Annotated in this window: 11 protein-coding genes; 2 read left to right on the top strand and 9 right to left on the bottom strand. The window is 73.9% G+C overall.

Translation table 11 applies throughout. The annotated features are described in order from the left end of the window. Window positions 1-3: 3 nt before the first annotated feature. The 5 genes from ABWU78_RS00055 to ABWU78_RS00035 are packed head-to-tail and all read right to left on the bottom strand — an operon-like array spanning window position 4 to window position 5,969. Complete coding sequence (locus tag ABWU78_RS00055; protein WP_439157209.1) at window positions 4-984, bottom strand: NAD-dependent epimerase/dehydratase family protein; 981 nt, start codon at window positions 982-984, stop codon at window positions 4-6. Then, window positions 981-2,795, bottom strand: coding sequence for a class I adenylate-forming enzyme family protein (locus tag ABWU78_RS00050; protein WP_439157208.1), 1,815 nt, complete (start codon window positions 2,793-2,795; stop codon window positions 981-983). The genes ABWU78_RS00055 and ABWU78_RS00050 overlap by 4 nt, the downstream gene beginning before the upstream one ends. After that, window positions 2,792-4,093, bottom strand: coding sequence for a cytochrome P450 (locus ABWU78_RS00045; protein ID WP_439157207.1), 1,302 nt, complete (start codon window positions 4,091-4,093; stop codon window positions 2,792-2,794). Before ABWU78_RS00045 ends, ABWU78_RS00050 begins: the two co-directional genes overlap by 4 nt. Then, window positions 4,090-4,881, bottom strand: a complete 792-nt coding sequence (locus tag ABWU78_RS00040) for a glycosyltransferase family 2 protein (RefSeq protein ID WP_439157206.1) — start codon at window positions 4,879-4,881, stop codon at window positions 4,090-4,092. Before ABWU78_RS00040 ends, ABWU78_RS00045 begins: the two co-directional genes overlap by 4 nt. Continuing rightward, a complete protein-coding gene (locus ABWU78_RS00035) occupies window positions 4,878-5,969 on the bottom strand; it encodes a 3-oxoacyl-ACP synthase III family protein (protein ID WP_253050614.1) in 1,092 nt (363 codons plus the stop codon). The genes ABWU78_RS00040 and ABWU78_RS00035 overlap by 4 nt, the downstream gene beginning before the upstream one ends. Window positions 5,970-6,097: 128 nt before the next feature. On the opposite strand from ABWU78_RS00035, the gene ABWU78_RS00030 reads away from it, so the two are divergent. Beyond that, window positions 6,098-7,417, top strand: coding sequence for a cytochrome P450 (locus ABWU78_RS00030; RefSeq protein WP_439157205.1), 1,320 nt, complete (start codon window positions 6,098-6,100; stop codon window positions 7,415-7,417). A 597-nt stretch (window positions 7,418-8,014) separates the two neighbouring features. On the opposite strand, the gene ABWU78_RS00025 is transcribed toward ABWU78_RS00030, so the two are convergent. From ABWU78_RS00025 to ilvD, 4 genes are all read right to left on the bottom strand, one after another. Beyond that, on the bottom strand, window positions 8,015-9,163 hold the full coding sequence (locus tag ABWU78_RS00025; RefSeq protein ID WP_439157204.1) for a ParA family protein: 1,149 nt from the start codon (window positions 9,161-9,163) through the stop codon (window positions 8,015-8,017). A 107-nt stretch (window positions 9,164-9,270) separates the two neighbouring features. After that, window positions 9,271-10,089: a hypothetical protein gene (locus tag ABWU78_RS00020; RefSeq protein ID WP_439157203.1), complete on the bottom strand. Its 819-nt coding sequence runs from the start codon at window positions 10,087-10,089 to the stop codon at window positions 9,271-9,273. A gap of 71 nt (window positions 10,090-10,160) precedes the next feature. Next, the gene (locus ABWU78_RS00015) at window positions 10,161-10,835 is read right to left on the bottom strand and encodes a VOC family protein (RefSeq protein WP_353708827.1); all 675 of its coding nucleotides are present in this window, start codon (window positions 10,833-10,835) and stop codon (window positions 10,161-10,163) included. Window positions 10,836-10,916: 81 nt separating this feature from the next. After that, window positions 10,917-12,635, bottom strand: coding sequence for a dihydroxy-acid dehydratase (ilvD, locus tag ABWU78_RS00010; protein ID WP_439157202.1), 1,719 nt, complete (start codon window positions 12,633-12,635; stop codon window positions 10,917-10,919). Between the two features lie 91 nt (window positions 12,636-12,726). On the opposite strand from ilvD, the gene ABWU78_RS00005 reads away from it, so the two are divergent. Beyond that, a complete protein-coding gene (locus ABWU78_RS00005; protein ID WP_439157201.1) occupies window positions 12,727-13,293 on the top strand; it encodes a hypothetical protein in 567 nt (188 codons plus the stop codon). The last annotated feature ends 87 nt before the right edge of the window (window positions 13,294-13,380 follow it).

Genomic DNA, 13,380 nt, shown 5'->3' with positions numbered 1-13,380 from the left:
CCGCTACCACCGCTCGGCCCCGACGAAGCTCGTGGGAGCCGGCTCGACCCCGAGCACGTCGCGCAGGACCGTGAGGTCGTAGGTGCGTTCCATCGCGAGGTGGCTCAGCGCGTACCGCGTGAGGCGCGGCGGCCCGGGACGTCGCAGCCGCCGCGCGACCGTCTCGACCGCGCCCGCGAGCGCCCACGCGGGGCGCACCGGGACGGCGACGACCCGGACGTCGGTACCGCGGCGGCGCAGCGCGTCGCCGAGCGCGTCGCGCAGCACGACCGGCTCGGCGTCGGCGACGTTCGCGACGAGCAGCCCGCAGGTCGGTCCTTCCCCGCGTCCGGGCGCGCGCGCCGCGTCGTCGGGCAGCACGACGGCGGCGCGCACCGCGGCGAGCAGCGTGTCGACGTGCGTCAGCGACTGGAGCACGCGGCCGCCTCCGGGCAGGACGAGGCGCCCGCGCCGCACGGCGGCCTCGACCCGCGGGAGCAGCGTCGTGTCCCCCGGGCCGTAGACGGCGTGCGGGCGCAGGACGACGACGGCACCGCGGTCGGGGTGGTGCGCGACGTCGCGGGCCAGCGCGCGCTCCGCCTCCGCTTTCGTCGTGCCGTAGGCGTCGAGGTACCGGTCGACCGGAGCCTCGTGCTCGAGGGCGCGCACGCTCGGGCGGTACGGGTCGTACACGCTGCCGGACGAGACGTGCACGAACCGCGCCCCCGGGAACGTGTCGCGCACCGCGAGCGTCCCGCCGACGTTGGTCGCGCGCGCGACGTCGAGCGCGCACCAGTCGGACACGGCGGCGCCCGCGTGCACGACGGCGTCCACCCCGGGCGGGCCGGCGAGCGGACCGGCGGTGAGGTCCCAGGCGAGGTGTCGGGTGCCCGGGAGGCCCGGGTCGCGGCGGGAGGCCGTCCAGACCTCGTGGCCGTCGGCGACGAGGCTGCGGGCGACCGCTCCCCCGACGAACCCCGACGCCCCGGTGACGACGACCCTCACGCGACGGCACCGCGTGCGTCGCGGCCGGCGGCGGCCGGCTCGGCAGGCACGAACGGCGCGGCGGCGCGCGAGAGCGCCGCGCGGTCGGGCTTGCGCGAGCGCCCGGCGAGCGGGACGCGGTCGGCGTGCAGCACGACGTCGGGCAGCGCGTCGTGGTCGAGCACGCCCGGCAGCGCCGTCCGCACCCGGGCGACGAGCGGGTGGTCCGGGTCGAGGCCGACGTCGCCGTCGGGCCGCGCACGACGGGTCGGCGCGCCGTGGGTCACCGAGCCCGTCGAGGTGCCGGTCGAGATACCCGTCGGGGTGCCCGTCGATCTGACCGACGAGGTGACCACGAGCGCGACCCGCTCGTCCCCGTCCACCTGCGGCACGCCGACGAGGACCGCCTCGCCGACGCCGTCGAGCGCCGCGACGCGCGGCTCGAACAAGCCCGGGTAGATGTTGGTCGTCCCACGGATGATCATGTCCCGCGTGCGGCCGACGAGCACGATCCTCCCCGCGTCGTCGAGTCGCGCGAGGTCGCCGGTGCGGTGCTCCACGACCCGCGCTCCCCTGCCGCGCGACGGGTCGTCGAGATCGTGCAGGTAGCCCGCCATGAGCGACGGCCCGGACAGCACGAGCTCGCCGACGACGTCCGCGCCGCCGTCGGCGGGGCGGTCCGCCGGGTCGTCCGGCCCGTCGACCTCCACCGGGTCGAGGTGCGCGACCGTCCCGGGCAGCGGCAGGCCGACGAGGTCGCCGTCCCCCGCGTGCGCGAGCTTCTCCCGAGCCTCGACCACCGCGACCGGCAGGATCTCCGTCATCCCGTACACCGCGACCCAGCGCGTGCCGGGCAGGACCCGTGTCGCGCGCGCCAGCAGGGCGCGCGTCACGGGGGCTCCGCCGACGAGCGCGACGCGCGGGCCTCGCGGGGACACCGTCCCGTCCTCGACGGCGTCGAGCAACGCCGTGACGTCCGCGGGCACGAGGTAGGTGCCGGCCGCGCCGTCGAGCTGACGAGCGAACGTCACGACGTCGCGGCTCGGCGGGTCGGCCGGCACGGACCACGTCGCGCCCGCGAGGAGCGCCGGGACGCCGAGCAGCATCTGGTCGGTGTGCACGACGTCGCCCGGCGCGAGCGCGAACACGTCGCGCAGCAGGTCGCACCCGGCGAGCAACGACCCGGCCGTGTGCACCACGGCCTTGGGTTGCGCCGTCGTGCCGGACGTGAAGACGGTCAGGGCCTCACGGTCCGGGTCGAGCGCTGGCAGCGCCGCGCGGTCGACCGGGCCGGCGCCGAGGCGACGCGCGGCGCGCGAGCCGCGTGGCACCCCGGGGAGCCACGGCCCCGCGTGCACGTGCCGCAGCGGCAGGCTCGCGTAGTCCGGCAGCAACAGGCCGCGCGAGCGGGCCAGACGGCGCAGCGGCCCCCGCGACACCGCGTACAGCAGCGACTCGGTCGTCGCGAGAGACGGCCCGGCAGCGCCCACGCGTGCCGTGAACAACTCGGGGGTCGACCCGGGGTCGACGAACACGATCGTGCCGCCCGCGCGGACGACCCCGAACGCCAGCACGACGCCCTCCGGCCGGGGACGCACCGAGAACAGCGCCCGGTCGCCGGGCGCGAGCCCGTCCGCCGCGAGCGCCGTCGCGGTCGCCTCCACGCGGCGCGCGAGGTCGGCGTACGTGACCTCCTCGCGCACGCGCGCGCCCTGACGGCCGGGCCGCGTCCAGCGCCGGAGCGCGACGGCGTCCGCGGACGCGTGCCCGGGTGCGCCCCGCTCGAGGATCGGGCCCAGCAGGTGGCGGGCCGCGTCGTCGGCCGCGGTCACGCCGCCTCCCCCGCGGGCGACGCGGCCGATCCCGCGACCGGGCGCGCGGCCGCGCTCGACGCGCGGACCCCGCCGCCGGCCGCACGCACGCCGAGCGAGCGGTACGCGGGGATGAGCACCCCGCGCGCGACGGCACGGTCGGTGACCTCGACGCTCCGCCCCGCCGCGGCGACGGGGCGCAGGGCGTCCAGCACCGCGCCGACCTGCGCCATGGCGAGGGGCATGCCGAGGCAGAAGTGCGGGCCGGCGCCGAACCACAGGTGCCGCACGGCGGGGTCGACGGGTGCGTCCGGGTCGAAGGGGCCCGCGTCCTTGCAGCAGGAGATCGTCGCGATCACGACCCGGTCCCCCGCGCGGACGCAGACGTCGGCCACGGTCGCGTCGGCGCGCACCGAGCGCAGCATCGCGGGCGTGGGGGCCGTGACGCGCAGCGCCTCCTCCACGACGCGCCCGCGCAGCGCCGCGCCCTCGGGACCGGACGGCGCGGCCAGGAGCCGGTCGAGCCAGCCCGTGTCCGCCGTGAGCGCGACGAGGCGCGGCACGAACGACTGGATCGTCTCCGTCCCGGTGAGGACGAACGCGCCGACCGCGCCCATCGCCTCGTCCTCCGAGAGCCCGAGCTCACGCATGCGCCCCGGCACGGTCGCGGGGTCGCCGTCCCGGTACGCGTCCCGCGCGGGCGCCGAGAGCCGGGCGAGGACGGCGCGCGCGTGCCGCACCTGCGCGGGCGTGAGGCTGCGTCGGTGCAGCCGCACCAGGCCGACCACGGACTGCGCGGCCGTCATCGCCTCGCGCACGGCGACGTCGGTGGGCGGCAGCCCGGTCATGGCGCAGATGACGGTGCCCGCCATGGCCGCGGTCTCCGCGACGAGGTCGACGCGCGCGCCCGCCAGCAGGCGCGGCGCGAGCCCCGCGAGGACGTCCGGGACGCTGACCGCCACGAGGTCCCGCACCGCCCGCGGGGTGAAGAGCCCGGAGAGCGCGCGGCGCAGGCGCGCGTGGTCGGCGCCCTCCATGTTGAGCAGCACGGACGGCCCGAGCACGGGCGTCCACAGGTCCGACGGCGCCCCCGGGCCCACCTTGGTGAACCGCTCGGTGTCGAGCAGCACGGCCCGCGCGGTCGCGGCGTCGGACACGACCACCCCGATGCCGGGGACGCGCACGACCGGGCCGCGGTGGCGCAGCGCCCGGATCGCCGGGTAGACGAGCGGGTGCGCACCGCGCTGGACGCGCTCCTCCCAGCGCATCGCCGCGGCGAGCCCGACCGGGGCCGGCGCGACCGCCGTCGTCCCCGTCACCGGATGTCCACCACCTCGGGCCGGTACCGGTGGTCGGCGTACCAGCCGAGCGTCCGCACGAGCCCCCACGCGTGCGCGCGGCGCGCCGACGCGAGCACGACGACCTCGCGGTGCGCGCCGTACTTCCGGGTCAGGCGCCGCACCGCGTTGACGAGCGCCCGGTCCTCGTGGACGTCCTCGATCGCGGTGCGCGGGAACCCGCCCGCGGCCTCGTAGAGCTCTGCGGTGATCGCCATGTTGCAGCCCGGCGCCATGACGTACGGGCCGAGGTAGGACGGGTCCTGGTTGCCGGGCCGGAAGCGCCCGAACGTGCTCGCCACGCTCACCGCCGCCGACAGCACCCCCTGCTGGACGCGCGAGACCGGCCGGTCGTCCGTCCGCGCCACGAGCCGGCCCGCGACGAGGTCGTGCCCGCTCGCGAACGCCGCCCGCACGCGCCGGGTCCAGTCCGGCAGCGGGAGGCAGTCGGCGTCCGTGCGGGCGAGGTGCGTCGCCCCCTGCCCGATCGCCGCGCGCATCCCCGTGTCGGCCGCGGCGCCCGTGCCCTTCTGCGGCTCGTCGACCACGCGCCATCGCGTCATGCCCCACGCCGCGGCGGTCGCGCGGACGAGGTCGCCCGTCCCGTCCGACGACCCGTTGTCGACGACGACGAGGTCGAAGTCGGTGTCCTGCTGGTCGCGCAGCGCCTCGAGCGTCGCGACGATCCCGTGCGCCTCGTCGCGCGCGGGCACGACGACCGCGAGCCGCTGCGGGCTCGCGACGTGCCGCGTGAACCGGCGCGCGGTCACAGCCGCACCACCGTCGCGCCGATGCTGATGCCGCCGGCGAGCCCGACCAGCACGACGACGTCCCCCGGCCCGACCCGGCCGGTCTCCAGCGCCGTGGCGAGCTGCAGCGGGAGCGTCGCGGAGGCGACGTTGCCGTGGTCGGCGACGGTGACGAGCGTGCGGCCCGTCGGGAGGCCGAGCGCGGCGTGCACGTCGTCGAGGTACGCGACGGCGACCTGGTGGACCGCGACGAGCGCGACGTCGTCCCAGCCGAGGCCCGCGCGACCCAGCGCGTCGAGGACGACGCCCGGGCCCAGGGCGAGGAACGCGTCGCGCAGGCGCGAGCCGTCGATCTCGAAGTAGGTCCGCTCGAGGTCGCGCGGGTGCGCGGTGCCGCCGCCCGGGAGCATGCCGACGTCCCAGTGCGTCGACTCCGCGCCGAACGCGCTCGCGAGGATGCCGCGCGGTGCGGGCGCCCCGGCGGCGTCACGCGCGTCGGCCTCCGCCGGCGTGGCGCGGCGCACGAGGACGGCCGCCCCGGCGTCGGACATCGTGTAGCCCGGCGCGGAGAGCAGGTACGTCGCGCGGTCCGGGACGTCCCAGCGCACCGCGCGCGACGGCGCCTCGCCCGACGCGATCAGGACCGTCGCGTAGCGCCCGGTGCCGATGAGCGCCTCCGCGACCTCGATCGCGTTGAGCACCGAGTTGCACGCGTTCTTGACGTCCATCACCGGCGCGCGGACGCCGAGCTTCGCCGCGACGATGTGACTCGTCGCGGGCTCGACCATGTCCTGGCTCGCCGACGCGAAGAGCAGCAGGTCGACGTCGTCGGTCGCCAGCCCCTCGGTCGCGAGCAGCTTCTCCGCGGCCGCAACCGCGAGGTCGGACGCGTCCCAGTCGTCCGGGAGCACGTGCACCTGCCGCACGCCCGTGAGGCGCGCAACCATCGGCACGCGCGGCGCCGCGCCCGGGTTGCGCTCCGCGAGGGCGCGCTCCGCGTCGCGCACGTCGACCGTGCGCTCGGGCAGGTGCACCCCGACCGCGGCGAGCACCGCCGTCGGGGGTGCGAGGGGCGGGCGGGACGCCGTCCCGGCGGGGTTCACTGGCACGCGCGACACAGTAGCCAAGCAGACCCGCTCCGACGGTGGTCGTCCACAGGATCCGATGGGGTGAAGTGCCCATCCCCAGATCGCGGCGTGCCCACCCGGAGCCGCCGCGTGTGCGCCACACTGACCGGGTGACTGCGACCACGACCGCGCCGGTGACCACCCGCGAGCGACGCCGCGCCCTGCCCACGACCCGGCGCGAGCTGCAGGTGCTGGCCGCCGCGCGGCCCGCGATGGCCGGCGTCCTGCTCGCGGGCGGGGCGCTCGCCGGGGCGCGCGCGGGCGGCGGTCTGCGCAAGGTCCCGGGGCTCGGCTGGGTGACCGCGGACCCGACGGTCGGACGGCGGATCCTCACCGACCACCGGCACTTCACGATCGTCGGGGAGGGCGGGGTCGGGCACCTGTGGGCGCAGATCCTCGGCGACTGGGTGCTCGACCTGTTCGACGGCCCGGGCCACCACGACCTGCGCACGCGCTCGCGCGAGCTCTTCACCGAGGCGAGCGCCGCGGCGCTCGTCGACGGCGCGTGGTCCGTCGCCCTCGACGACGCGAGGCGGACCCTCGCGGCGGGCGGGACGGTCGACGTCGGCCGGCTGGCTCGCGTGCTGGTGGGACGGATGATGATCTCCCTGCTCGGCATCCCGACGCTCGGCGGCGCGGCCGCCCCCGACGGCGGGTCCGCCGTCGTCCCGGGCGACGACGACGCGCTCACCGCCTTCGCGACGGGCGAGCGCCTCGCGTCGATCGCGCTCGGCAGCGCGGGCTCGACGTACCTCTCGCCGGAGCAGGTCGCGGCGGCGCAGGAGATCGTCGCCGAGCTGACCCGGGGCGTGCCCGACGGCTGGCGGCACGCCCCCGCCGACCGCCTGCTCGGCCGGTGTCGCGAGCTCGGCCTCGGGCTGGAGGAGACCACGGGGCTCGCGAGCCTGCTCATGGTCGCAGGCACGGAGACGTCGGCGTCCGCGATGGCCCGCACGACCGCGCTCCTCGTCGACACGGGCGAGCAGCACCGCCTGCTGCGCCTCATGGCCGACGAGCGCGCGCACCCCGTCGAGCGCGCCGCGGGCGAGCCCGACGCCGTGGAGAACGCGGTGCGCGAGGGCCTGCGCGTGACCAGCCCGGCGTCGGTCATCGGGCGCGGCGTCTCCGCGGACGTCGAGGTCGCGGGGCGCACGCTGCGCGCCGGGGAGCGCGTCATGATTCTCACGTGGGCCGCGAACGTCGCCGCCGGGCCGTTCCGCGCCGACCGCCCCTACGTGCGCGAGACGCGCCAGCTCTGGTTCGGCGCGGGCCGCCACCTGTGCCTCGGGGCGGCGCTCGCACGCGCCGAGATCGCCGCGCTGCTGCACGCGTTGTGGGACGACGGCGTGCCGCTGCGAGTCGTGTCCCGCCGGGCCAAGCGGCGCGTGCTCGTGCCGGGGTACGACGAGCTTGTCATTACCCGGACGTAGCCCCGTCCCCCAGGGGAAGAACGGTGTCCAAACTTCTAACCATTTTCTCCACGTGATCGATGCAATCATTCAAGTGCGCGTACTCCATCGGTCGAAATTCAATTTGCACAACGTCCCAATCTCCCTCATGCGCGATCTGATTCCTACGATCATAGATCAGTTGAAGCTGCAACCTCAGCCGATCTGGCCTAGACCCGAGCGCTATCGCACACGACAACCACACCTCTTCAGCGTCAAGCCCAATCGCCAATAGGAGCTTGTCGAGAGAATCTGGCGAAACTAGCGTCTTGTACGACAGAGCTAGTCGAATATGGGCGGCAGCATGCTCACCGCATACCAAATCAACACGCCTCGAAAGAAACCGACCCACGCGATCTGCTGAATCCCCCGAGGCAGCGGCCTCTCGAACGAGCAGTTCGATGCCTCGTTCGTGCGCGTAGGTATCGAACGCGGCCACGGTAAGGACATACGCGCTCCGCAATAGCGTTGGCACTGACTCGAGGTGGCCAGAATCCGCCGCTCGATACGCCGCAGCCTCGACGTTTCGAACTTGCTCAAGAAGGCGCTCGAAGACTGCGAGTGCCGGTGAACTCACCGTCACTCCTGCGAGTCGAGCAGAGACAATACCCTATCGGCGGCAAGCTCGAAGATCCTCTTGAGGCTCTCAATCTGTGCACGAGATCCGTCGAGCACAACACCGACTTGGTCCAGTTGCTCATCTGTGAGTTCGAATACTGGCACATGATAGTCCTGAGATTTCGGGAGAAGGCTATTGAACTCTTGGACCTGTGCGATCACTCCTGAGGCCGGAATTCCTGCGTCGCGATACATCCGCTCCTCAAAGGTAAGACCAGCACTCCGAAGCGCGGGAAGGAACTGCGTCTCGGAAGCAGCGGCAACCTTTTCGATCCATGCTCGGAACGGACCAGTAGGCGTCCCGTATGGTTCCGCGTCAGTTGCACGCCGATAAAGCCGGTACCGCTGAATCACTACGCCACCCAGTTTTAGCCTCGGCGCAGGAAATGGGTACGAAGCTTCGCTCAGAACCTCGTTCTGAGCGGCAGTATCCGCCCACCTTGCCCACCGGGGCAAAACGCGCGCGAGAGACTGGAGCGCCATAATCGAGAAGAAGTCCGGCGATGTGGGAACGATGAGCAAGTCGCTAATCGAAACGAGATTCTGGTTTAGCGCGCCGAGGCTCGGGCTCATGTCTATGACGACGTAATCAATGTTCAGCGCCTCCGCCGTCTGCGACAAGAGGTAGTGAATTGCCCCCGGCAGGTTGCGGAGCGCGGACATCGAACCAGCCAATTCCTGAGCAATCGCAAGGGAGACTTCGTACTCACCTAAGCGAAGGTGTCCTGGCAAGAGGTAAAGCCCGTCGCGACCCTCGACCGGCAGGCAATCCACTGCCTCGAGAAGTCGTGGCTCCGAGTCAAACGCAGGCTTAAGGGCACCGTAGAGCGTGCGCGAGAAGTTCTCTGTCCAAAAGTCCTCGGCTGCATCCTGCGACGTTGAGTATTGTTCGCTTTCAGTATCGTCTTCAATTGGAGCGAGTTCATCGTCATCATCCGGCCACTCGGGGTTCAATCCCAGCACGACTCCCGTGAGATTGCATTGCGGGTCCGCGTCAACCATCAGGACACGCTTCCCCCGATTGGCGAGCATCCACGCGAGATTGAAAGTCGTCGTAGTCTTCGAAACCCCGCCCTTGTGGTTGAACATCGAAATGATCTTGAATGCCACCGGTGCTCCTCGTCTCCTAGGTTGCCATACAGTACCGCTGCGCCGGGTTGGGGTAGGGCAGGGCACACGCAATGGACTGCTCGCTTCGTTGGACGAGGGAACGCTTCCTAGTCCGCCGGGGTCACGCTCCACGTGCCCGCGGTCTTCACGGCCAGGACGCCGGGCAGCACGAGGTCGAACGTCTCGGTGAACGCCTCGGAGTCGCCGAACACGCGCGACGCCCCGCGCGTGACGCCGAAGTACCGGCCCTGGAACGAGTCCTCCGGGCCGGCGGGCGTCCACGCGACCTCGGCGCTCGTCGCGGTGCCGTCCAGCCGCAGGACGGTCGAGCCGGTGCCCGACTGCGCTCCCGTCACGGGCGGCAGGTCGTTCCAGCTCTCGAGCCGCACCGACCAGTCCCCCGGGGTCTCGAGCCAGATCGACTGCTGCGGCGCGGAGTCCTCGAACACGTCCATGAGGTAGGAGCCCGTCGCCTCGCCGAGGGTGCCGGGGTACGGGGTGACGTCCGTGGGCGCCATGAACGCGCGCGCCCCGGCGCAGTCGCCGCAGTCGAGGTGCACGACGACGGCGAACTCGCCGTCGCGCACGAACGACACCGCCGCGCTCCCCGTACCGCTCACGACGGCGGGCGCCCCGGCGGCGACCGTGCCGGCGTCGACCGCCTGCGCGGGCGGCTCCGACGGCCGGTCCGCGAGCGGGTCGTCCGCATGGGCGGCCGCGTCCGTCGGCTCGTCGGTCGCGCCCGCCGCGTCGTCGGGCTCCGCCGACGCGGTCGGGGTCGCGGCCGACGTCGTCGGTCGCGGGCCCGGCTCGGCACCGGTCGAGCACGCGCCGAGCACGACGACGCAGGCCGCGGCGACGAGGAGCGGCACGACGGCGGGGGCGGGCCTCCGGCGACGCGGGGAGCTCACAGGACCGGTTCTCATGGGACCAGGGTCTCAGGCGCGCCCGGCCCCGGTCGCAGGCGTCTCACCGGTGCGGCGGCACGGGTGGACGGTCAGTCGCGCGCCTGCCACGTGCAGACGCACGCCTCGTTGCCCTCGGCGTCGGCGAGGACCCAGAACGCGGGCGCGCGACGGTCGGACACGAGGTGCCCGCCCGCCGCGATGGCGGCCGTCACGCGCGCCTCGGCGACGTCGTGCGGCACGGTCACGTCCACGTGGATGCGGTTGCGCTGCTCGCGCGGCGCGTCCATCTGCTGGAACCAGAACGCGGGGGCGTGAGCCGTCGGGTCGTGGAGGTCGGGCGCGGGCAGCTCCGGGGAGCCCTCGTCGAACCCCAGGACCGCGCGCCAGAACGGCTGGACCGCCGAGCCGACCAGGGTGTCGATCGCGATCTCGAGGTCCTGCACCGCCGTCGGGTCCGCGACGAGGTCGAGCTCGCGCGCCGCGGCCGAGACCTGCCGCGCGAGCGCCACGTCGCGCGTGCTGACGCCGCCGACGTCGTGCGAGGACAGCCGGACCGTCACGGTCCCGTAGCGCAGGTCGACGTCGGGGTGGTGGTTCGCCGCCTCGGCGAGCTCGCCGATCGCGTCGACCAGCTCCACCCCCGCGGTGAACGACCCGGTGCGGAACAGCGTCTGCACCGTCCCGAGGATGTACCGCCAGTCCTCGACGCCGTCGCTGTCGTGGAACTGGCGCGCGGTGATGCGGTCGTCCGCCGTCTGGGTCATGGCCGTCCTCCGGGTGGGCGTCGCTGCGTCGAGGTGCGACACCACGCTAGTGCCCGCGCCCGACGCACGCGCGGCCCGCGCCTACTCGAGGATCGCGCCGCGAGACGCGGACTGGACGAGCTTGGCGTACTTGGCGAGCACGCCGCGCGTGAACGTCGGCGGCAGCGGCGCCCACCCGTCACGGCGCGCGGCGAGCGTGTCCGCGTCGACGAGCAGGTCGAGCGTCTTGTTCGCCACGTCGAGCCGGATCGGGTCGCCGTCGCGCACGAACGCGATGGGCCCGCCGTCGACCGCCTCGGGCGCGACGTGCCCGACGCACAGGCCGGTCGTCCCGCCGGAGAAGCGGCCGTCGGTGAGCAGCAGGACCGTCTTGCCGAGCCCAGCGCCCTTGATCGCGCCCGTGATCGCCAGCATCTCGCGCATGCCTGGGCCGCCCTTGGGCCCCTCGTACCGGATGACGACGACGTCGCCGTCGGTGATCGTCCCGTCCTCCAGGGCGTCGAGCGCCGCCCGCTCGCGCTCGAAGACGCGCGCCGTCCCCTCGAACACGTCCTCGTCGAACCCGGCGGACTTCACGACGGCGCCCTCCGGCGCGAGCGACCCGTGCAGGATCGTGATGCCGCCCGTGTGGTGGATCGGGTTGTCGAGCGCCCGCAGGATCTTGCCGTCCGGGTCCGGCGGGTCGATGTCGGCGAGGTTCTCCGCGACCGTGCGGCCCGTGACGGTGAGCGCGTCGCCGTGCAGCAGCCCGGCGTCGAGCAGGGCCTTCATCACGACGGGCACGCCGCCGATGCGGTCGACGTCGTTCATCACGTAGCGCCCGAACGGCTTGAGGTCGCCGAGGTGCGGCACGCGGCTCGCGACGCGGTCGAAGTCGGCGAGCGTGAGGTCCACCTCGGCCTCGTGCGCGATGGCCAGCAGGTGCAGCACCGCGTTGGTCGAGCCGCCGAACGCCATGACGACGGCGATCGCGTTCTCGAACGCCTCCTTCGTCATGATGTCGCGCGCCGTGATGCCGAGCCGCAGCAGGTTGACGACGGCCTCGCCCGAGCGGTGCGCGAACGCGTCCCGGCGCCGGTCCGCCGACGGCGGCGCCGCCGACCCGGGCAGCGACATGCCCATCGCCTCCGCGACCGACGCCATCGTGTTCGCCGTGTACATGCCGCCGCACGCGCCCTCGCCGGGGCAGATCGCCCGCTCGATGCGGTCCACGTCCTCCCGGCTCATGAGCCCGCGCGCGCACGCGCCGACCGCCTCGAACGCGTCGATGAGCGTGACGTCCTTCTCCGTGCCGTCGGAGAGCTTGACCCAGCCCGGCATGATCGAGCCCGCGTAGAGGAACACGCTCGCCAGGTTCAGCCGCGCCGCCGCCATGAGCATCCCGGGGAGGGACTTGTCGCACCCGGCGAGCAGCACCGTCCCGTCGAGGCGCTCCGCCTGGACGACCGTCTCGACCGAGTCCGCGATGATGTCGCGGCTCACGAGCGAGAAGTGCATCCCCTCGTGGCCCATGGAGATGCCGTCGGACACGGAGATCGTCCCGAACTGCAGCGGGTACCCGCCGCCCGCGTGCACGCCCTCCTTCGCGCCCTGCGCCAGCCGGTCGAGCGACAGGTTGCACGGCGTGATCTCGTTCCACGAGCTCGCGATGCCGATCTGCGGCTTGGCGAAGTCCTCGTCGCCCATCCCGACGGCGCGCAGCATCCCGCGCGACGCCGTCGCCTCCAGACCGTCCGTGACCTGGCGGGAACGAGGCTTGAGGTCGGGTCCGGCGTCGGCGCGCGGGGTCTGCCCAGTCATGCCCCCACTCTAGGAACGCGGTCGCCGGACGGCGCGCCGGACGTCCCGAGACACGCCGACCCGGCCAGGGACCGCACGGCATCATGGGCCCGTGCGCACACGATCCCTCGCCACCGCTGCCCTCGTCTCCGCTCTCGCCCTGGTCGTGACGACCGCGTGCACCGCCCCGGGGCCGTCGGGCGCGGACCCAGGCGACACGACGTCGGCGGCGCCCCCCTCGTCGTCAGGCTCCCCGACCGCTGCCCCCGACGACGTCGCGACCGAGGACGAGACCGAGCCGGCACCCGAGGAGGAGCCCGCGGAAGAGCGCAACGAGACGCCCGAGGAGTCGTTCCGCGCGTGGCTCGCCGCGAGCCGCGCGCCGGACGTGGAGGTCGCGTGCGGCTACCTCACCCCGGAGCTCGCCGAGCGGATGGTCGCCGAGATGACGTCGCAGGGGTGGCCGGGCATCACGGACTGCGCGTCGATGATCACGACGACCGCCGGCCTGTACGCGGCCGTCGGCGACGTCCCGGACGTCGAGATCGCGGTCCGCGAGGAGCGCGCCGAGACGACGGTGCTGTCCGTCGTCTACGGCGGCGGCGACTGCGGCAGCGCCGTCATGGCGCCGGCGGGGACGCGGTGGGTCGTCACGGAGCAGTCCGAGGAGGAGTGCTGACGCCCGCCGCGGACGCACGCCCCCGGCGCGACGACGGGCCCGCACCTCGCGAGGTTCGGCGTGTACGTGACGGGGTCGCCGGCGGCC

It is taken from the genome of Cellulosimicrobium sp. CpK407 (assembly GCF_051844275.1).
GTDB lineage: Bacteria > Actinomycetota > Actinomycetes > Actinomycetales > Cellulomonadaceae > Cellulosimicrobium > Cellulosimicrobium cellulans_G.
This window is presented reverse-complemented; position numbering and strand designations above follow the sequence as displayed.